The organism is Mesorhizobium sp. 2RAF21 (assembly GCF_052115345.1).
Classification (GTDB): Bacteria; Pseudomonadota; Alphaproteobacteria; order Rhizobiales; family Rhizobiaceae; genus Mesorhizobium; species Mesorhizobium terrae.
Genome location: NZ_JBFRGM010000001.1, coordinates 284,678 through 302,558 on the forward strand (window position 1 = coordinate 284,678; position 17,881 = coordinate 302,558).

Genomic DNA, 17,881 nt, shown 5'->3' on the forward strand with positions numbered 1-17,881 from the left:
ATCGCAACGACCAAAGGTCCGGCGGTGCCGGACTCCCAGTCGATGTCGGATCGATCTTTCAGCACATGCCGAACCGGATTCGGCGCAATGGCCCGGCATCATGCCCGCGCGAACGGTCGTGGTCCGCGCGCCATCGAAACCACGTTAGCGGCGACTAACTTACTCGTTGCTTAAGCCGAATGTCATATAGCCGTCATAGTCTGGTGGAGACGAAGCCTCGGCCAGCGCTGAGCCTTTCGACGCGACCGGACGGACCTCAACCCATGAGGATCGGCCGTACGAGATTGAGATGGCGGAAGGTGAAATCGAAGAAACTGCCGATGCGCGGTGTCTGGCGCAGATCGGCTCGCGTGAGAAGATACCAGCCGCGCGTGAGGTCCTGCACGGGTGGAAGAACCTGAACGAGCTCCTCTTCCATGTCTGCAATGGCGGTGGGTAGCGGCGCGACGCCGACGCCCGATTTCACTGCGTGCAGCACCCCAAGCACGCTGTTGTTGCGCGCAATGACCTTGGCGCCGGGTGCGACAGCCGATAGCCATTTCGCCGCGCGATGGTTGACGAGCATCCCATCGAAACCGACAAGCGCGTGATGGCCGAGGTCGTCAACCCGTTCCGGCCGGCCGTGATGTTGAAGATAGCTTTTGCTGGCATAGACCGCCCATATCGAATCGGCGATCTTTCGGCCGACCAGCGTTTCGTCATCCGGCTCACCTGAGCGAAGCGCCACATCGGCTTCACCCTTTCCGAGATCGAGATAGCGGTCGCTCATCACGAATTCGATCTTCAATCCCGGGTGCTTCTCGTGAAAAAGATCGAGATATGGCGACCCAACGAGGCGCGATACCAGCGGCTCGGGACAGGTCAGGCGAATGACCCCGACAAGTTCGTTCCCGTGAGCGTGGATCTGGTTCTGGAGAACCGCGACTTCAGCCTCGACGCGCTCGGCTGTGGGAAGCAGCGCCTCGCCAAGGGCGGTCAACCTGTAGCCCGTCGGATGCCGAACGACGAGCGCAAAGCCGGCCCGACGTTCGAGCTCGACGAGCCGCCGATGAACCGTGGACTGGTTGACGCTGAGCGTCCGTGCCGCCGCCAGCGTGCTGCCCTCGCGCGCGACGGCAAGCAGATAGCGCAGGTCGTTCCAGTCGAACATCCTCAACTTATGCGCTTCTGCACGGCCGCTCTGCAAGCTTGCGGCTGCCGGAGCGGCCGGTCCCGCGTTAGCCTTCATTCAGCAACGATGGAGGAGGCGATGCACAAGACAATGGCCACCAGGGATGCCATCGCGGGCATGACCGTCGGTATCACCACCTCGGCGCAACTGTCGGGCGCCGCGAAGCTCTCGGTCGTACACCGCGAGAAAACGACCGGTATGCCGATGGAGGAAATGCAGGAAATACGGGTCCTGCTGGCCAGGCTCGATCCAGGCGATTGCACACCCCGTCACAGCCACCGGCACCCCGTGACGGTCTACATGCTGGAAGGCACGTTCACGCTGGAGCTCGATGGACGGACGCCAGTGGAGGTGAAGGCTGGCGAAGTCTTTGTCGAGCCACCGCACATAGCCATGACCGGCCGCAATCTAAGCGCGGGTACGCCGGCGCGGATGGCGATTTTCTATGTCAGCAAGCCTGATACCCCGTTCGCCGACCCCGTGGCTTGATAAATGCAAAACGGCGGGCCTCTCGACCCGCCGTTTGCCTGCGCCAGATTGGCGAAATTTACTCGGCGCTCGTCTCGGCCGGAGCAGCGGCGCTGGCCGCGGCAGCAGCAGCCGCTTCCTGGGCCTTCTGCAGAAGAGCGGCGCGTTCCTGCGCCTTCTTGCCCGGCTCCGCCTTGTTCGGGTTCGAGCGAGCTTCGCGCTTGGCGATGCCAGCCTCGTCGAAGAAGCGCAGCACGCGATCGGTCGGCTGCGCGCCGTTGCTCAGCCAATGCTTGGCGCGGTCGGCGTCGACCTTGACGCGCTCGCCGTCCTTCGGCAGCAGCGGGTTCCAGGCGCCGATCGCTTCGATGAAGCGGCCGTCACGCGGCGAGCGCGCATCGGCAACGACGATGTGGTAGTAAGGACGCTTCTTCGAGCCCGCACGGGCCAGTCTGATTTTCAGTGACATTTTATTTCTCCTAAAGCTCTGTTTCTCGTTGGTCGGGTTACGGCCGGGTTCAGCCGGTTTTGCTTGCGCCGTTTTCCGCTGCGATCTGCTCGTGATGGCGGATCACTTCGCGGATGACGAAGTTCAGGAATTTTTCTGCGAAATCGGGGTCGAGATGCGCTTCCTTGGCGAGGCGACGCAGCCGCTCGATCTGCTCGGTCTCGCGCTTGGGGTCTGCCGGCGGCAGGCCGTGCGTGGCCTTCAGCACGCCGACCGCCTTGGTGCAGCGGAAACGTTCGGCCAGCATATGGACCAACGCCGCATCGATATTATCGATCGAGGCGCGGTAGCCGGCGAGCTGGGTCCGGGCGTCGTCCATGGTCACGTCGTCGCTCATCCCTGCCTCACTTCTTCTTGGCCGAACCGGGCAATCCGCCCGGACCGCCCAGACCCGGCAGCTTCAGCCCGCCCGGCAGGCCGGGCAATCCGCCGCCGCCGAGGCCCGGCAAACCACCGGGAAGGCCCTTGGGCAGCCCGCCGCCGAGGCCGGCCGCCTCCGCCTGCTTCTTCAGCGCTTCGAGCTGCTTGGGATCCATCTTGGACAGGTCCGGCATACCGCCCATGCCGGGCATCATGCCGCCAAGGCCCATCTTGTTGGCAAGGCCGCCCATCAGGCCGCGCATCATGCCACCGCCTTTGCCCTTGCCGCCCATCGCCTTCATCATGTCGGCCATGCCGCGATGCATCTTGAGCAGCTTGTTGATTTCGGCGGCATCGGTACCGGAGCCGGCGGCGATGCGCTTCTTGCGCGAGTGTTTCAGAACGTCGGGATTGGCGCGCTCGGCCTTGGTCATCGACGAGATGATGGCGAGCTGGCGGCCGAACATCTTGTCGTCCATGCCGGCCGCGGCCATCTGGTCCTTCATCTTGCCCATGCCGGGCATCATGCCCATGATGCCGCCCATGCCGCCCATCTTCTGCATCTGGCCAAGCTGGTCGGCGAGATCGTTCAGGTCGAACTTGCCCGACTGCATCTTCTTGGCCATCGCCGCGGCTTTTTCCGCGTCGATGTTCTCGGCGGCCTTTTCGACCAGCGAAACGATGTCGCCCATGCCGAGGATGCGGTCGGCGATGCGCTTGGGATGGAATTCCTCCAGCCCGTCCATCTTTTCGCCGGTGCCGATGAGCTTGATCGGCTTGCCGGTGACGGCGCGCATGGAGAGTGCCGCACCGCCACGGCCGTCGCCGTCCATACGGGTCAGCACCAAACCGGTGATGCCGACGCGATCGTCGAAATTCTTGGCGAGATTGACGGCGTCCTGGCCGGTCAGCGAGTCGGCGACGAGCAGGATTTCGTGAGGGGTCGACGCCTTCTTGATGTCGGCCATTTCGACCATCAGCGGCTCGTCGATATGCGTGCGGCCGGCGGTGTCGAGGATGACGATGTCATGGCCGCCAAGCTTGGCCGCCTGCACGGCGCGTTTGGCGATGTCGACCGGCGTCTGGCCAGCGATGATCGGCAGCGTCGCCACCTTGGTCTGCTCGCCGAGCTGGCGCAGCTGTTCCTGCGCGGCCGGGCGGCGCGTGTCGAGCGAAGCCATGAGCACTTTTTTGCCCTGGCGCTCGGTCAGCCGCTTGGCGATCTTGGCCGAAGTGGTCGTCTTGCCCGAACCCTGCAGGCCGACCATCATGATGACGACCGGCGCCGGCGCATTCAGGTCGACGGCAACGCCCTCGGCGCCCAGCATCTCGACCAGCTCGTCATGGACGATCTTGACGACCATCTGGCCGGGCTTGATCGACTTCAGCACCGCCGCGCCAACGGCCTTTTCGCGCACCTTGTCGGTGAACGAGCGCACCACTTCAAGCGCGACGTCGGCTTCGAGCAGCGCACGGCGCACTTCGCGCAGCGCTGCCGAGACGTCGGCCTCCGACAGCGCGCCGCGGCCGGTGAGGCCGTTCAGAATTGAGCCAAGTCGCTCTTGCAGCGATTCGAACATGCTACTTCCTTCGATCCCGAGTGGTCAGACCCGAGAAGTAATGCGCCCGCCCCGATCATCCAAGCAAAGCCGGAGCGCGATGGCCCAAAACCAAAAAGCACCCGGGGGCGCGCTGCGCTGCCGGGTGTTGGCCTCCGGGATCGGTCTGGAGCGCATCTTGCGGCGCTCGCCACGTCCCGGTCGGCTTTCGCGAAGATGGTCGTCGCGGAAGTTGTGGGCCTTTGACAGCAAAAACCGCCGGGAGTCAAGGCAAACGGGGATGTTCGGCGGCTACGGCGCTCTATCTTTCTACCCTGAGGAGCGAGGAGGAGACCGCCATGACCCACGATACAACCCCGATACCGGTACCGTCGTTGCCGGAAACCCGCTCGGAAGCGGTCACCGCCGCCGTCCACTATTATCGCGCCGAGATCGCCCGCATGGCGGGATGGCGCGAGCGCATCGATCACACCACCAATTGGGCGATCACCGTCGTTGCCGCGCTGTTGTCGGTCTCGCTGTCGACCGCCACGGCCCATCACGGCGTGCTGCTGTTCGCCATGCTTCTGGTCTATCTTCTTTTGATGATCGAAGCGCGTCGCTATCGCTTCTTCGACGTCTATCGGTACCGGGTGCGGCAGTTCGAACGCCACTATTTCGCCCAGGCCTTCTCGCCGGTGCCCGATGCTTCCGCGAACTGGCAGCAGATTCTCGGCCAGAACCTGCGCGAGCCGCGCTTCTTCATCTCGACCGGCGATGCGTTGTCGCGACGCCTGCGCCGCAACTACATCTGGATGTTCCTGATCCTGCTCGCGGCATGGGTGCTGAAGATTTCGACGCCGAAACTGCAGCATGAGGGAAACAGCCTCGGCATTTCCCAATCGTTCCAGGACGTGGTGACCAACGCCAATCTCGGCCCGATCCCGGGCCTGTTCGTGCTTGCGGCGGTGACCGCGTTCTTCCTCTGGCTGCTTTACGCCTGCCTGCGAACGCAGGACGACACCGGCGAAAGCGGCTTCGGCGAAGTGCACGTCTAGGCCAGAACCTATTTTCCGATGCCGTGGTCGGGCCCAACCCTGAGCGGCGAACGTGGATGGAGCAGCAGCACCGCGGTGAGCAGGCTAGAGACGATGCCGATGCCGGCGATCAGCACGGCATCGAGCCCGGCCCAGCTCGCATCCTCCAGCGATCTTGCCTCCAACAGGGCAAACCCGCCCAGGCTCTTCTGGTGCGAAATCAGCAGGAAGCCGAACAGATTGTTGCCGAGATGCGCGCCAAAGGCGGCACCGAGATTGCCCGTCACATAAACCAGCATCATCAGAACAGCGGCGAAGGCACCGATCGAAATGAGGCCGGCGGCATTCATCGCCGGCGTCGCGCCGGCACCCCAGTGCAGGGCGGTGAAAACGAGCGTCGGCAGCAGCGCCCAAATCAACGGGCTGCGGAACCTCTTGGCCAGTCCGCGCGGCAGGTAGGCGCGAAACAGCAGTTCTTCCGAGGATGTCTGGATGAATGCCAACAGCGCAATGGGCACCAGCGCCAGCAGCCAGGAAACCAACGCGATCGACCCACGCCAGATACCGGGGTTGATCAGATAGAGCAGGATCTCGGACAGGAGGGAGGTCACGACGACGGCGGCGAGCCCTTTCAAGAAACCAGACCGCGAAATGCGGCGGCTGGTGCCGAAGAGAGCGGAGAGCGGTTCGCCATGGACCCATCGCATAACCAGCCACGCGCCGGCCCAGATGCCGGAGAACGTGCCAAGCGAAATGAGTATTCCGGCGGGCGATGCCAAGAACGCCGCCGGGTCCTCCCCCTCGGGCAGCACGGAAAGCGGCGGCATTTCGAGCAGGTGCATGCCGAGATAGATCGCGACGAAGGTCGAAAGCCCCCAGAACAAAAGGATGATGACCGTGCCGAGCACGAGCCGCGGCAGCGTCGTCTTTCCGTTCGGGCCCGAGCGGTAGGCTTCGAAGGCAGCGGGATCGATGGCCATAAGGCCTCCTTTTGGTGTGTCCGAAAGCTAGGCGCAGGAGCTTAGGATTAGGTTTCGAAGGTTCGCGCGCGCCCTGAAATCCGTTTCCCAATGAACACAACCGCCGGCGAAATATGCCGGAGGGTCAAAAAACGCTTGATCGACGGCGGGTTCTAGCCTCTTAGCCGGATATGGCGGAGTTGCGCGAATAGCGGTGACAAGCCGGTTTTTCGCTGTAAATTCGCGCAGACGAGGTGATTCAGGCAACCAGGAGACGAGAATGGCATTGCTTGCCAAGGGGAAGGTTTTTGCGGCCACGGTTCTGGCTGTTGTAGCAGCGGCGACCGGAGCCCAGGCTGCCGGCAAATGCGGCAAGGATGGCAGCGGCTTCACGGCCTGGGTCGAAGCCTACAAGTCCGACGCGGCGCGCCGCGGCATCGATACCGGCCCGCTGGCCGGCATAAAATACGACACCGGCGTCATCCGCATCGACCGCAGCCAGCACAAAGCGTTCTCCGGTTCGGTCGAACAATTCCTGGCGCGCCGGGCGCCCGCTTCCTACGTCTCCAAGGCCAAGGGCTACATGAAGTCGCAGGCGGGCCTGCTCAAGCGCATCGAAGACCGTTACGGCGTCCAGCCGGAAGTCGTGCTCGCCATCTGGGGCATGGAAACCGGCTTTGGCGCCAATTCGGGCAACAAGAGCGTGTTCGGCCCGCTGGCGACGCTGGCCTATGACTGCCGCCGCTCGGCCTTCTTCACCAACGAACTCGATTCGGCGCTGGAAATTGCCCAGAAGGGCTATATCGCCGCCAGCCAGATGAAGGGCGCCGGTTTCGGCGAACTCGGCCAGACGCAGTTCCTGCCATCCAAATATCTGCAATACGCCGTCGACTTCGATGGCGACGGCCGCCGCGACCTGATCCATTCGCGCGCTGACGTGCTGGCCTCGACCGCCAACTTCCTGAAAGGCCATGGCTGGGTCGCCGGCGGCGGCTATGGCCCCGGCGAGGTGAATTTCCGTGTCTGGAACGACTGGAACCGCGCGTCCGTCTACCAGAAAGGCCTGGCGGAATTCGCAAGGCGGATCGCCAACTAAGTAGCCACGCGATTCAAGCGAGGGCCTTGTTTCCAAGCAGGCCCTTGCTTGAACCTCTACATTTTCGGGGCGGTGCCGACCTTAGCGCCCCTTTATGACCTTCCAGACCTCGCTATGCCGGTTTTCCTGAAGGCGGTTGATGTCGGAATAGGTGATACGTCCGCTCGCCATGGCTTTGACCAGGCGTTGGCAGAAAACCGCGGGCGCGCGCTCCTTCGATACGCCCATGAAGGTTCTGAATTCTTCCTTCGCGGACAGCGGAAAGACAGCATAACTCTTCATACACTGGTCCATGCCGGCCTTGATGTCCGGCTTGTCACCCGCAAGAGAAATCTGGCAGGCTGACAGAACAGCGATTGCCGCCAACAATGGGCGAAGCTTCTTTCGCAATGGATAGTCCCCCTCGTCTGAATAATAGTCCAATCTGGAAAAGCGCAGAAACGCCGGGTCAGAAGGAATGTCCCCATTACGTTTGTCAATGCGAGGAATCCGGCAATCCAGAAGCCGAAGCGCCCGTGTATTGCACTACATACCCAAACGAGTTGTTGAGTTTACCCCTCACGGACAATCCGGTGCGCGAAAGCAGTTCCTACTGGACTTCGATCTTGTAGGAACATCCCGCCAGCACCTTGCCGGGATGCGTCTCGACGGTTGAGACATTGAGGCTGATGCGCGTGGCGAAGGTGACGCCTTCGGCGCTCTCGGTTTTGTCCGATACCACTTTCTCGCCAAGGAATTTCTGCGGGCTGGAAATCAGCGGCTGAATGCCGAGCTTCTTTGCAACGTCCGCCGCCGCGACGCCGTCCAGCACGGCCATCGGCCCACTGGACGTAAAGACGATGCTCTTCGTCTGCTCGTCAAAGACCGCGACCGGCTTTTCCAGTTCGTATTGCGACAGGAAGGGATTGTTGCTGTCGACCTTGCGCCAGCCGAGCTTTTCGGCGGCACCTGCTTCTCCGGTCAGCCAGAAAGCGAAACCATTATAGGCCGGCACATCGGCCCGGCATTCAATCAGGGCCGGAAGATCGAGGCTGCCGGGGTCGAATTCCTGTGCGACGGCTGGCTCCGCGGCAAGCAGAGCCAGACCGGTCAGGCACGGAACGGTGCCGCGCACGTTCAGCGGCGGTTTCTGGCCGCCAATGTACGCAGGCGCAGCGCGTTGAGCTTGATGAAGCCGGCGGCGTCCTTCTGGTCGTAAGCGCCCTGGTCGTCCTCGAAGGTGACCAGCTTGTCCGAATAGAGCGACTTCGCGCTCTCGCGGCCGATGACCATGACGTTGCCCTTGTAGAGCTTGAGCGTCACTTCGCCCTCGACATCCTTCTGGCTGAGGTCGATCGCCGCCTGCAGCATCTGGCGCTCGGGCGAGAACCAGAAGCCGTAATAGATCAGCTCGGCATAGCGCGGCATCAGCTCGTCCTTGAGGTGCGCGGCACCCCGGTCGAGCGTGATCGACTCGATGGCGCGGTGCGCCTGAAGCAGGATCGTGCCACCGGGGGTCTCGTAGACGCCGCGGCTCTTCATGCCGACGAAGCGGTTCTCGACCAGGTCGAGACGGCCGATGCCGTTGTCGCGGCCGTAGTCGTTGAGCTTGGCAAGCAAGGTCGCCGGCGACAGGCGCTCGCCGTTGATCGAGACGGCATCGCCCTTTTCGAAGCCGATCTTGATAACAGTCGCCTTGTCAGGCGCTGCCTCGGGCGAAATGGTGCGCATGTGCACGTATTCGGGCGCCTCGACGGCCGGATCTTCCAGCACCTTGCCCTCGGAGGACGAGTGCAAAAGGTTGGCGTCGACCGAGAACGGCGCCTCGCCCTTCTTGTCCTTGGCCACCGGGATCTGATGCTTCTCGGCGAAGTCGAGCAGGTCGGTGCGGCTCTTGAACGACCAGTCGCGCCACGGTGCGATGATCTTGATGTCGGGGTTCAGCGCATAGGCCGACAGTTCGAAGCGGACCTGGTCGTTGCCCTTGCCGGTGGCGCCGTGGGCAATCGCGTCTGCGCCGGTCTTCTTGGCGATCTCGACGAGATGCTTGGAGATCAGCGGGCGGGCGATCGAGGTGCCGAGCAGGTAGACGCCTTCATAGACGGCATTGGCGCGGAACATCGGGAAGACGAAGTCGCGGACGAACTCCTCGCGCACGTCCTCGATGAAGATTTCCTTGATGCCGAGCATTTCGGCCTTCTTGCGCGCCGGCTCCAGCTCCTCGCCCTGGCCGAGGTCGGCGGTGAAGGTGACGACCTCCGCATTGAGCTCGGTCTGCAGCCACTTCAGGATGATCGATGTGTCGAGGCCGCCGGAATAGGCGAGCACAACCTTCTTGACGTCTTTCCACTTGGTCATCTTGGAGGGTAACCTTCTTGCGCTTGGCCAGAACCGCATTTTTGCGGCTGCACTATTAGTGCGGTTCCGATCCGGGGGGAAGCGGCCAGCCGCGCCAAAATGCATGGCGTTGGCGACGTTCAGCCCAGGCACCCACCTCCCGGTCGAAAGGTTTCATTGACTGTACTTGCGCAAGTGCGAGGCCGATTCAGTCGCGCGGTGCCGCAAACACCACCGGGTTAAGTCTGCCTTCACGATTCAACCGGTAATTGACCCACGCCCTCCTGATTGCCTCCCATCGAAGGTCCTTTGATCCAGATGCGCGTCATCTCCTGCATCGCCACGGAACATAATCTGTGGCTCGTCCTGCTCGCCGCTTTCCTGTGCGTCACCGGCTGTTGGGTCACCTCCGGCCTTTTCCAGCGCACCAGGAAAACCGATGGCATCCAGGCCAAGGGTTGGCTGGTTTTGACGGCGGTTGCAGCTGGCTCGTCGATCTGGTGCACGCATTTTGTCGCCATGCTGGCCTATGATCCCGGCGCGCCGATCTTCTTCGAACCGCTTCTGACTATGGCCTCGCTGATCATCGCCATCATCGGCACCGGGCTCGGCTTCGCCTGCGCAACCAGTGGTGGCCGCTACATGGCGCCTGTCGGCGGCGCCATCGTCGGCCTGGCGATCTCTGCGATGCACTATACCGGCATGGCCGCCTATCACGTTGCCGGTATCGTCGAGTGGGACAGCGCCTATGTCGCCGCTTCCGTTCTGATCGCAATCGCCTTCGGCGCAGTGGCGCTGGCACAGTGGGTGCGCGGGCAAAGCCGCAATGCACTCTTCATTGGAACCGGCGTTCTGGTTCTGGCGATCGTCGGCCTGCACTTCACCGGCATGGCCGCGGTTTCGGTGACACCGATGTCCTTTGTCACCGGTGGCACCAACCCCAGCGTCCTCGAGGCGATGGCCGTTTCCGTGGCGATCGTCGGCTTGCTGATCGCCGGCACCGGCGCCGTCAGCTACCTCATCGACGAGCGCATGCGCTTCGAGAATTACGAGCGCTTGCAGCAGCTCGCTCTCAACGATGCGCTGACCGGCCTGCCCAACCGCACCAGCTTCACCGACTATCTGGTCAACGAAATCGAGCGGGCCGCCGAAACCGACGGTACCAAGGTCGCGGTGATCGGCATCGATCTCGACCGCTTCAAGGAAATCAACGATCTGCGTGGCCATGCAGCCGGCGACCATGCGCTGAAGATGGTGGCGCGCCGCCTGGCGCGCCTGTTGAAGGACGGCGAATTCACGGCGCGCCTCGGTGGCGACGAGTTCGCGGCCATCAAGCGTTTCACCGAGCAAAGCGACCTGCTCGACTTCGTGGCGAGACTGGAAAAGGCGCTGTTTCAGCCGCTGCGTTTCGACGATTTCGAGATCGTAACCGGCGCAAGCATCGGCGTCGCCGTCTACCCGCTCGATGGCGAAGACTGCGAGCGGCTGGTCAGCAATGCCGACCTTGCCATGTACCGCGCCAAGGCGGACGTGCAGCAGGCGGTCTGTTTCTACGAATCGGCCATGGACGAGGCGGCCCGCGACCGGCGCGCGCTCGCCAACGATCTGCGCCATGCCATCGACCGCGGCGATCTGGCGCTCCACTACCAGTTGCAGGCTTCCGTGCTGACCGGCGAAGTGACCGGCTACGAAGCGCTTCTGCGTTGGCGCCACCCCGAGCGTGGCATGATCCCTCCGTCGGAATTCATTCCGATCGCCGAGGAAAACGGCTCGATCCAGGCCATCGGCGAGTGGGTCTTGCGCACCGCATGCCGGCAGGCAGCGGGATGGCACAACGGACACAAGGTCGCCGTCAACCTGTCGCCCAAGCAGCTGTCGCACAGCAACCTGCCGAAGCTGATCCACGAAATCCTGCTGGAGACCGGCCTGCCGGCGCGCCGGCTTGAGCTGGAACTGACGGAATCCGCCATCATCGCCGACAAGGCGCGAACCCTGCATGCGCTGCGCCAGATCAGGGCACTGGGGGTTACGATTGCCATCGACGATTTCGGCACCGGCTATTCCTCGCTCGACACGCTGCGTTCCTTCCCGTTCGACAAGATCAAGCTCGACCGTTCCTTCATGGGCGACATCGAACAAAGCCCGCAGGCGAAGGCCATCGTGCGCGCCGTGCTTGCTCTCGGGCGCAGCCTCGAGATCCCGGTGCTCGCCGAAGGCGTCGAGACAAAAATCCAGCTTTCCATCCTGCAACAGGAAGGCTGTAACGAAGCGCAAGGTTTTCTGCTTGGCCGGCCTCAGCCGCTCGGCAAGATCATCGAAGCCAACTTTGGCCCGGAAATCGTCGAGGAGGCCATGGAAACCACTGTCTCCGTGCGCCTGCCCTTGAAACGCCTGGGTCGATAGCCCCAGGCAACTGTCTCTGGAGCGGGACAAGCTTATCGGCTATGGCTCGGCCTGCCTGCTGCTGGGAGCCTTTCCATGTCCTTTGTTCCGGACAACACGACGCTGATCCAATTCGCCATCGCCACCTTCATCCTGGCGATCACGCCCGGACCGGACATGACCCTGTTCGTCAGCCGCACACTGAGCCAGGGCCGCGCCGCAGGCTTTGCCTCGATGGCCGGTGCACTGTCAGGCACTTTGATCCACACGTCACTGGTTGTGGTCGGCGTTTCGGCGCTCATCGTCGCCTCGCCGATGGCTTTCTTTGTTTTGAAGATCTTCGGCGCCGGCTATCTGGTCTTTCTCGCCTGGCAGGCTGTCACCAAGGGTTCGGCCTTTTCGCCGGAAAAGAAGGTGGGGCCGCAGATTTCGCTTGCGCGTGCCTGGGCGGCGGGGCTTGGCGTCAACCTGCTCAACCCGAAGATCATCCTGTTCTTCATGACCTTCCTGCCGCAATTCGTCTCCGCGCACGATCCCAACGCGCCGGGCAAGCTGTTCTTCCTCGGCGCAATGTTCGTGGTGCTGTCCATTCCGGTGACCGCGCCGATGGTGTTCGCCGCGGAAAAGTTCTCGGCGGCGATGAAGGCCAGCCCGCGCGTCACGCGTGTGGTGGACTATCTGTTCGCCGGGGTGTTCTCGGCCTTCGCGCTCAAGATCCTGACGGCCCAGGCGAAGTAGGCGGATTGTCGTCCCGCCACCAGCTTGCCGCCCACCGGCCCGCGCAAAACCAGTAGAAAATGCCGCCGACCATTCCGGCGCCGATCAACGCCAGAATGACGCGCGTGCCGGCGATCATGAAATCCGGATCGCCGGACTGGCGCGCGAAGCCGATAATGGCCGCGGCCACGACGCCGCCGCCCAGCGCATAAAACAGCCAGTCGCGGCGGGCGAGCACTTCCGACAACAGGATGAGCACCGCCGATGGCGCGAAGGCGAAATAGCCTATGAACAAGGCAAGCAGCGGTATGGTCACCACCAATGGGCCGCTCGCCATCAAACGGGTTTCCTCAGCCGTGAAGCCGGCCGAGCCGAGGAACAGCACATTGATGAAGGCGCTCGCCGCCAGCGCGGCAATCGCATAGCCGAACAGGATGACGAGGCAACGGACGAAATAGGCCGCGAAGCGGCTCACTCGCCGTGCCCCGCGATCATCATCGCCTCCAGCGCCAGGCGCTCGGATTTCTTCAACCGCTCCGATTCCGACTTCAGCTGGCCGCAAGCGGCCAGGATGTCGCGACCGCGCGGCGTGCGGATCGGCGAGGCGTAGCCGGCATTGTTGATGAAGTCGGCGAACTTCTCGATCGTCTCCCAGTCCGAGCACTGGTAGTTGGTGCCGGGCCAGGGATTGAACGGGATCAGGTTGATCTTGGCCGGGATGCCCTTGAGCAGCTGCACCAGCGCCTTGGCATCTTCCGGGCTGTCATTGACGTCCTTCAGCATCACATATTCGAAGGTGATGCGGCGCGCGTTGGAAAGGCCCGGATATTTGCGACAGGCATCGATCAGCTCTTTCAGCGGGTACTTCTTGTTGATCGGCACCAGAAGGTCGCGCAAATCGTCGTTCGAGGCGTGCAGCGAAATCGCCAGCATCACGCCGATCTCCTCGCCGGTGCGGAAGATTTCGGGCACGACGCCGGAGGTGGACAGCGTGATGCGGCGCTTGGACAAAGCCAGCCCGTCACCATCGGATGCGATGAGCAGCGCCTGCTTCACCGCCTCGAAATTGTAGAGCGGCTCGCCCATGCCCATCATGACGATGTTGGAGACCTTGCGGCCCTCGGCTGGCACGATGGCGCCGGCCGGCGTGTCGCGGTCGGGGAAGTCGCCCAGCCGGTCGCGAGCGGTCATCAGCTGCGTCAGGATTTCTTCCGCCGTCAGGTTGCGCACCAGCTTCTGCGTGCCGGTATGGCAGAACGAGCAGGTCAGCGTGCAGCCAACCTGGCTGGAAATGCACAGCGTGCCGCGTCCTTCCTCGGGAATGTAGACCGTCTCGATCTCCACCGGGCGGCCGGCGCCGCGCGGCGGGAAACGGAACAGCCATTTGCGGGTGCCGTCGGAAGAAATCTGCTCCTCGACGATCTCGGGCCGCGTGATGGCGAAATGCTGGTCAAGCGCGGTGCGCAGGTCCTTCGAGATGTTGAACATCTGCGAGAATTCGGAAACGCCGCGCACATAAAGCCAATGCCAGAGCTGCTGCACGCGCATCTTGGCCTGCTTTTCCGGCACGATGCCGGAAGCGACCAGCGCCTCGGCCATTTCGGCGCGGCCAAGGCCGATCAGCGATGCCTTCTGGGCAGCGCCGGCGCGGGCGGCGAGTGCGGCACGCGTGTTGCCATCGGTGATGTCGAGCGAAAGGGTCATAGCGATCTGGCGTGGACTGTTACAATTTTGGCTAGATAGGGTTCAGGCCGCACATATCACAGCTGCGACATGGCGTCACGATGGTGTCGCATCCAGCATGGCGACAGCCCGTCGAAAACGACCTGTCAGGCCGATCGTTCCCGTTTTTGTCGAAAAACAAAAGCCGGGCGCGTGGCCCGGCCTGTCGTCGGCATGTCTGGAAAGCCGCGCCTACTTGCAGGTGGCGATCGACTGCAGCGCCGCCGAAATGCCCTTCAGCGAAAAGACGTAGGACGTCGGATTGCCGCGACCGGATTTGGCGGTGACCTTCATGTCCTTGCCGGTCTTCATGGCTGCGATCAGCACCGGTTCCTCGGCAGCGTTCTCCACCCAGGCCGACTTGCCCTTGGTGAACATCGAGAACGACTTGTTGTCGATGGTGACGACAGCCTTCGAATTCTGCTGGAACGCATAGCCGGCGATGAACTGCGGCTCGTAGGAAACCTGCTGACCCGGACGCTGGCTGACGAAGAAGAACATGTCGCCGTGGTCGAGCGTCGGCGGCTGCTTGTCGGTCGGCACGGTCAGGACGTAGCAGACCTTGCCGCTCGCAGCCTTGTAGCTGTAGGTGCCCCAGGCATTGTGCTGGCCAATCTTGGTCGCCTGCTGGGCGAGCGCCGGCACCGCCGTGGCAAACAGGGCCAGACCGGTGGCAATAGCAATCAATCCGCGCATTTTCTTTCCTGTATTCCAAACTATGCGGGTGCCAGGCAGGACCCCGCCCGCCGTTTCGCTTTAGTTTGATTTAATCTGGGTTACCAAAGGGTGAACTTTCCGAGGAAAAGAACGCCGCCTTCAGAAACCGTTGCCTATTCCGGGCCCTAGCCGCCTTGCGACAGGGGCCCGCACCCCATGGCAGACATGGAGAGCACGAAAACGGCAAGAATTTGACTGGAGGAAATGGCGCCCGTCATGTCGGGCGCCAGGCGCGACGGTGTCGTCAGTCGTGCTCAGCGATGGCGTCGCGCGCGGCCTGGCGATGCGCCGGCGTGATGTGGGAGCTCACGGCCGTGATCGCCGCCGTCAAAACGGCGATGTCGTCGGTGAAGCCGATACCGGCGACAAAATCGGGAATGGCGTCGATCGGCAGCACGAAATAGGCCAGTGCGCCAAACAGGATCGCCTTGACCTTGACCGGCGTTTCCTTGTCGAGCGCGCAATAATAGGCAGCGACCACGTCCTCCATGAACGGGATCTGTCGTGCCGCCTTCTTGGCCGTGCGCCAGAATTTCGCGCGAACGCTCCTTTCCTGGGCTGGGCCATCGCCCGGGCCGAAGAATTCGTAGCTGCCGTCGCGCACCATCCTGGAGCCCCCGAAACAACGAGGCACCGACTTGGCCTCGGCCGAGATGTGGGAAGTACCGAACCCGCCTGCAAGATGCCGCCCCGCCAAGCGGTACGACCGCCCAATCAGTTGCCGGCGATGCGGTCCATCTTCTTGGCCAGTTCGAAGTCGAGCGCGGTCAGCCCGTCGGCGTCATGCGTGTTCAGCGTGACGTTCACGGTCTTGTAGACATTCGACCAGTCGGGGTGATGGTCCATTTTCTCGGCGGCCAGCGCCGTCCGCATCATGAAGGCGAAGGCTTCCGAAAAGTTCTTGAAATCGAAGGTGCGGGAAATCGACTTGCCGTCAGCGGCAAGAGCCCAGCCGTCCAGTCCGGCCAGCAACGCGGCAACGGCCTCCCGGCTCAATTTTTCTCTCGTCATGTCCTGCTTCCGTGCTATCGCGATTGGGATTGTTGGCAAGATAGCGTGGCAGCCGATGCGCGTGGAACCCCCAAAATCGATCCTGTTTGTTTGCCTCGGCAACATCTGCCGTTCTCCGCTGGCCGAAGGCGTCTTCGGGCACGTCCTGGCGACGCGCGGCATGGACCAGGCCTTCCGGCTCGATTCGGCGGGAACAGGCGGCTGGCATGCCGGCTCGGCGCCGGACCCGCGCTCGGTCGACATTGCCGCGCATCATGGCATCGACATTTCCGGCCAGAAGGCGCGCAAGGTGACGCCTGACGATTTCGACCGCTTCGATCTGATCTTCGGCATGGACCGGTCGAATGTCGCCGACCTGAAGGCCGCGGCTCCATCGTCCGCACAGGACCGCATCCACCTTTTCCTGGAATTCGCCGGCAACCGCGGCAGCGAGGTGCCGGATCCCTATTATGGCGGGTCCGAAGGCTTCGCCTCGGTCTACCGCATGATTCGCGAGGCGTCGGAAACCATCGCGACCCGGTTGGAGGGACGGGCGTCCGCATCCAGCAGCGGCCAGGCCTCTTCCACGACATAGGGGCCGCCGCCGACCGAATCGCGCGACGACATCAGCACGAAACGGCCGACACGGAAGGGCATGGCGGCGAAGTTACCGCGCGCCGAGAGATAGTGGGCGACCTCCAGCGGGCTGGAATTGCGCAGCCGCGCGAGCGTGACATGCGGCGTGAACTTGCGCGGATCGGTCGGCACGCCGAGACGCTGGCAGATGCGTTCGATCTCCGCCTGCAGCGCATTGAGGTCGGGCGAGGGCGCGACGCCGGCCCATACCGCATGCGGCTTCTTCTGTCCGAAAGCGCCGACACCCGACAGCGTCAGCGAAAACGAGGGGCGGTGGACACGGTCCAGCGCATTGGCGACCTCGTCGGCGACATGGCCTTCGACATCGCCGATGAAGCGCAACGTCAGATGGTAATTCTCGACATCGATCCAGCGGGCGCCGGGCAGGCCGCCCCTGAGCAGGGAGAGTGAGAGAGCAGCATCACGCGGAATTTCGAGGGCGGTGAAAAGACGCGGCATGGTAAGCCTCCTGTCCTCGAATCGATCTCTCACCTACAGCGAATCACTGAAAAGCGGCGGGAGCAAGAGGTTTATTTTGGGCGCCGCGCCCATTTCCGTCGATCCGCGCAGCCGGCTCAGGATTTTCCGGCCGTGGCCTGAATGGCCTTTTCGACCGTCGGCAGGATACGCTCGACGATGACATCGATGCCTTTGGCATTGGGGTGCATGCCGTCGGGAAGCTGCAAGGCAGGGTTGCCGGCAACGCCGTCGAGAAAGAACGGATAGAGCGGCACTTCGTATTTCTGGGCGAGCCTCGGATAGAGCGTACCGAACGCCTCGCCATAGGCGTGGCCGAGATTGGGAGCAGCAACCATGCCGGCGAGCAGCACCGGGATTTTGCGCTCCTTCAGTCGCGTCAGCATCTTGTCCAGATTGTCCTCGACCAGCTGCGGGTCGATGCCGCGCAGCATGTCGTTGGCGCCGAGTTCAAGAATGACCAGCCTGGTCCCGTCCGGCACCGACCAGTCGAGCCGCGCCAGTCCGCCGCTCGACGTGTCGCCGGAAACGCCGGCATTGGCGACGGCGACATCATATCCCTTGGCGCGCAAGGCGGCCTGGAGCCTGTCGGTGAACCCTTCGCCGGGCGCCAGGCCGAAGCCCGCGGTCAGGCTGTCGCCGAAGCCGACGATCTGGACTTGTTCGGCCCGGGCGGCTGAAATCGGCATAAGCGCCATGAAAAATGCGACAAAGACGGCGAGATGTTTGAAAACCATGCGGCAAGCCCCATATCACCGGGACAGTCCCGCCCCGTTTTCTCCATATA

21 protein-coding genes are annotated in these 17,881 nt (G+C 62.9%); 6 read left to right on the forward strand and 15 right to left on the reverse strand.

Going from position 1 to position 17,881, the window contains the following annotated elements:
- Nucleotides 1–256 precede the first annotated feature (256 nt).
- Nucleotides 257–1,150 carry a LysR family transcriptional regulator gene (locus AB4136_RS01470; protein WP_024923134.1) on the reverse strand — a complete coding sequence of 298 codons (894 nt, stop codon included), beginning with the start codon at nt 1,148–1,150 and terminating at the stop codon, nt 257–259.
- A gap of 99 nt (nt 1,151–1,249) precedes the next feature.
- Here AB4136_RS01470 and AB4136_RS01475 point away from each other — a divergent pair, with 99 nt between their 5' ends.
- On the forward strand, nt 1,250–1,660 hold the full coding sequence (locus AB4136_RS01475) for a cupin domain-containing protein (RefSeq protein WP_024927546.1): 411 nt from the start codon (nt 1,250–1,252) through the stop codon (nt 1,658–1,660).
- Between the two features lie 58 nt (nt 1,661–1,718).
- Here the strand turns inward: AB4136_RS01475 and rpsP are convergent, their stop codons facing one another.
- Genes rpsP through ffh form a run of 3 tightly spaced genes read right to left on the reverse strand, consistent with a single transcriptional unit; the run spans nt 1,719 to nt 4,087 of the window.
- Nucleotides 1,719–2,108: a 30S ribosomal protein S16 gene (rpsP, locus tag AB4136_RS01480; RefSeq protein ID WP_024923136.1), complete on the reverse strand. Its 390-nt coding sequence runs from the start codon at nt 2,106–2,108 to the stop codon at nt 1,719–1,721.
- A gap of 49 nt (nt 2,109–2,157) precedes the next feature.
- Nucleotides 2,158–2,484, reverse strand: a complete 327-nt coding sequence (locus AB4136_RS01485) for a chorismate mutase (RefSeq protein ID WP_024923137.1) — start codon at nt 2,482–2,484, stop codon at nt 2,158–2,160.
- 7 nt (nt 2,485–2,491) lie between these two features.
- Nucleotides 2,492–4,087, reverse strand: coding sequence for a signal recognition particle protein (ffh, locus tag AB4136_RS01490; protein WP_024923138.1), 1,596 nt, complete (start codon nt 4,085–4,087; stop codon nt 2,492–2,494).
- Nucleotides 4,088–4,404: 317 nt separating this feature from the next.
- Here ffh and AB4136_RS01495 point away from each other — a divergent pair, with 317 nt between their 5' ends.
- Nucleotides 4,405–5,103: a DUF2270 domain-containing protein gene (locus AB4136_RS01495; RefSeq protein ID WP_024923139.1), complete on the forward strand. Its 699-nt coding sequence runs from the start codon at nt 4,405–4,407 to the stop codon at nt 5,101–5,103.
- An 8-nt stretch (nt 5,104–5,111) separates the two neighbouring features.
- Here the strand turns inward: AB4136_RS01495 and AB4136_RS01500 are convergent, their stop codons facing one another.
- Nucleotides 5,112–6,062, reverse strand: coding sequence for a CPBP family intramembrane glutamic endopeptidase (locus tag AB4136_RS01500; RefSeq protein ID WP_024923140.1), 951 nt, complete (start codon nt 6,060–6,062; stop codon nt 5,112–5,114).
- A gap of 259 nt (nt 6,063–6,321) precedes the next feature.
- Here AB4136_RS01500 and AB4136_RS01505 point away from each other — a divergent pair, with 259 nt between their 5' ends.
- The gene (locus tag AB4136_RS01505) at nt 6,322–7,137 is read left to right on the forward strand and encodes a lytic murein transglycosylase (RefSeq protein WP_137900366.1); all 816 of its coding nucleotides are present in this window, start codon (nt 6,322–6,324) and stop codon (nt 7,135–7,137) included.
- Nucleotides 7,138–7,218: 81 nt separating this feature from the next.
- On the opposite strand, the gene AB4136_RS01510 is transcribed toward AB4136_RS01505, so the two are convergent.
- From AB4136_RS01510 to AB4136_RS01520, 3 genes are all read right to left on the reverse strand, one after another.
- Nucleotides 7,219–7,527, reverse strand: a complete 309-nt coding sequence (locus AB4136_RS01510; protein ID WP_137900365.1) for a hypothetical protein — start codon at nt 7,525–7,527, stop codon at nt 7,219–7,221.
- Between the two features lie 199 nt (nt 7,528–7,726).
- Nucleotides 7,727–8,251, reverse strand: a complete 525-nt coding sequence (locus tag AB4136_RS01515; protein ID WP_137900364.1) for a hypothetical protein — start codon at nt 8,249–8,251, stop codon at nt 7,727–7,729.
- 2 nt (nt 8,252–8,253) lie between these two features.
- Nucleotides 8,254–9,474, reverse strand: coding sequence for an argininosuccinate synthase (locus AB4136_RS01520; protein ID WP_024923144.1), 1,221 nt, complete (start codon nt 9,472–9,474; stop codon nt 8,254–8,256).
- Between the two features lie 297 nt (nt 9,475–9,771).
- On the opposite strand from AB4136_RS01520, the gene AB4136_RS01525 reads away from it, so the two are divergent.
- Together AB4136_RS01525 and AB4136_RS01530 are read left to right on the forward strand one after the other, a co-directional pair.
- On the forward strand, nt 9,772–11,856 hold the full coding sequence (locus AB4136_RS01525; protein WP_137900402.1) for a bifunctional diguanylate cyclase/phosphodiesterase: 2,085 nt from the start codon (nt 9,772–9,774) through the stop codon (nt 11,854–11,856).
- 75 nt (nt 11,857–11,931) lie between these two features.
- Complete coding sequence (locus AB4136_RS01530) at nt 11,932–12,573, forward strand: LysE family translocator (protein WP_137900363.1); 642 nt, start codon at nt 11,932–11,934, stop codon at nt 12,571–12,573.
- Here AB4136_RS01530 and AB4136_RS01535 read toward each other — a convergent pair.
- The 5 genes from AB4136_RS01535 to AB4136_RS01555 all read right to left on the reverse strand — a co-directional run bounded on the left by AB4136_RS01535 (nt 12,545) and on the right by AB4136_RS01555 (nt 16,002).
- Nucleotides 12,545–13,027: a hypothetical protein gene (locus AB4136_RS01535; protein WP_137900362.1), complete on the reverse strand. Its 483-nt coding sequence runs from the start codon at nt 13,025–13,027 to the stop codon at nt 12,545–12,547. The two genes, AB4136_RS01530 and AB4136_RS01535, sit on opposite strands and share 29 nt — an antisense overlap.
- Nucleotides 13,024–14,256: a 23S rRNA (adenine(2503)-C(2))-methyltransferase RlmN gene (gene rlmN, locus AB4136_RS01540; protein WP_137900361.1), complete on the reverse strand. Its 1,233-nt coding sequence runs from the start codon at nt 14,254–14,256 to the stop codon at nt 13,024–13,026. The genes AB4136_RS01535 and rlmN overlap by 4 nt, the downstream gene beginning before the upstream one ends.
- 210 nt (nt 14,257–14,466) lie before the next feature.
- A complete protein-coding gene (locus AB4136_RS01545) occupies nt 14,467–14,970 on the reverse strand; it encodes an invasion associated locus B family protein (protein ID WP_024923149.1) in 504 nt (167 codons plus the stop codon).
- A gap of 265 nt (nt 14,971–15,235) precedes the next feature.
- Nucleotides 15,236–15,598 carry a YkvA family protein gene (locus AB4136_RS01550; RefSeq protein ID WP_024923150.1) on the reverse strand — a complete coding sequence of 121 codons (363 nt, stop codon included), beginning with the start codon at nt 15,596–15,598 and terminating at the stop codon, nt 15,236–15,238.
- A gap of 107 nt (nt 15,599–15,705) precedes the next feature.
- Nucleotides 15,706–16,002: a 4a-hydroxytetrahydrobiopterin dehydratase gene (locus tag AB4136_RS01555; protein ID WP_024923151.1), complete on the reverse strand. Its 297-nt coding sequence runs from the start codon at nt 16,000–16,002 to the stop codon at nt 15,706–15,708.
- A 55-nt stretch (nt 16,003–16,057) separates the two neighbouring features.
- Between AB4136_RS01555 and AB4136_RS01560 the strand changes: the two genes are divergently transcribed.
- Nucleotides 16,058–16,576: a low molecular weight protein-tyrosine-phosphatase gene (locus AB4136_RS01560; protein ID WP_024923152.1), complete on the forward strand. Its 519-nt coding sequence runs from the start codon at nt 16,058–16,060 to the stop codon at nt 16,574–16,576.
- Here AB4136_RS01560 and thpR read toward each other — a convergent pair.
- Both thpR and AB4136_RS01570 read right to left on the reverse strand, forming a co-directional pair.
- A complete protein-coding gene (gene thpR, locus AB4136_RS01565; RefSeq protein ID WP_024923153.1) occupies nt 16,480–17,076 on the reverse strand; it encodes an RNA 2',3'-cyclic phosphodiesterase in 597 nt (198 codons plus the stop codon). The two genes, AB4136_RS01560 and thpR, sit on opposite strands and share 97 nt — an antisense overlap.
- A gap of 116 nt (nt 17,077–17,192) precedes the next feature.
- Nucleotides 17,193–17,831, reverse strand: a complete 639-nt coding sequence (locus tag AB4136_RS01570; protein ID WP_137900360.1) for an arylesterase — start codon at nt 17,829–17,831, stop codon at nt 17,193–17,195.
- Nucleotides 17,832–17,881 lie beyond the last annotated feature (50 nt).

Excerpts from the sequence above, each read along its gene's own strand:
- AB4136_RS01570 (WP_137900360.1), bottom strand. The coding sequence starts at position 17,831 with ATGGTTTTCAAACATCTCGCCGTCTTTGTCGCATTTTTCATGGCGCTT.
- rpsP (WP_024923136.1), bottom strand. The coding sequence starts at position 2,108 with ATGTCACTGAAAATCAGACTGGCCCGTGCGGGCTCGAAGAAGCGTCCT.
- AB4136_RS01545 (WP_024923149.1), bottom strand. The coding sequence starts at position 14,970 with ATGCGCGGATTGATTGCTATTGCCACCGGTCTGGCCCTGTTTGCCACG.
- AB4136_RS01485 (WP_024923137.1), bottom strand. The coding sequence starts at position 2,484 with ATGAGCGACGACGTGACCATGGACGACGCCCGGACCCAGCTCGCCGGC.
- AB4136_RS01505 (WP_137900366.1), top strand. The coding sequence starts at position 6,322 with ATGGCATTGCTTGCCAAGGGGAAGGTTTTTGCGGCCACGGTTCTGGCT.
- AB4136_RS01550 (WP_024923150.1), bottom strand. The coding sequence starts at position 15,598 with ATGGTGCGCGACGGCAGCTACGAATTCTTCGGCCCGGGCGATGGCCCA.
- AB4136_RS01560 (WP_024923152.1), top strand. The coding sequence starts at position 16,058 with ATGCGCGTGGAACCCCCAAAATCGATCCTGTTTGTTTGCCTCGGCAAC.
- AB4136_RS01500 (WP_024923140.1), bottom strand. The coding sequence starts at position 6,062 with ATGGCCATCGATCCCGCTGCCTTCGAAGCCTACCGCTCGGGCCCGAAC.
- rlmN (WP_137900361.1), bottom strand. The coding sequence starts at position 14,256 with ATGACCCTTTCGCTCGACATCACCGATGGCAACACGCGTGCCGCACTC.
- thpR (WP_024923153.1), bottom strand. The coding sequence starts at position 17,076 with ATGCCGCGTCTTTTCACCGCCCTCGAAATTCCGCGTGATGCTGCTCTC.
- AB4136_RS01525 (WP_137900402.1), top strand. The coding sequence starts at position 9,772 with ATGCGCGTCATCTCCTGCATCGCCACGGAACATAATCTGTGGCTCGTC.
- AB4136_RS01530 (WP_137900363.1), top strand. The coding sequence starts at position 11,932 with ATGTCCTTTGTTCCGGACAACACGACGCTGATCCAATTCGCCATCGCC.
- AB4136_RS01470 (WP_024923134.1), bottom strand. The coding sequence starts at position 1,150 with ATGTTCGACTGGAACGACCTGCGCTATCTGCTTGCCGTCGCGCGCGAG.
- AB4136_RS01555 (WP_024923151.1), bottom strand. The coding sequence starts at position 16,002 with ATGACGAGAGAAAAATTGAGCCGGGAGGCCGTTGCCGCGTTGCTGGCC.
- AB4136_RS01520 (WP_024923144.1), bottom strand. The coding sequence starts at position 9,474 with ATGACCAAGTGGAAAGACGTCAAGAAGGTTGTGCTCGCCTATTCCGGC.
- AB4136_RS01495 (WP_024923139.1), top strand. The coding sequence starts at position 4,405 with ATGACCCACGATACAACCCCGATACCGGTACCGTCGTTGCCGGAAACC.
- ffh (WP_024923138.1), bottom strand. The coding sequence starts at position 4,087 with ATGTTCGAATCGCTGCAAGAGCGACTTGGCTCAATTCTGAACGGCCTC.
- AB4136_RS01475 (WP_024927546.1), top strand. The coding sequence starts at position 1,250 with ATGCACAAGACAATGGCCACCAGGGATGCCATCGCGGGCATGACCGTC.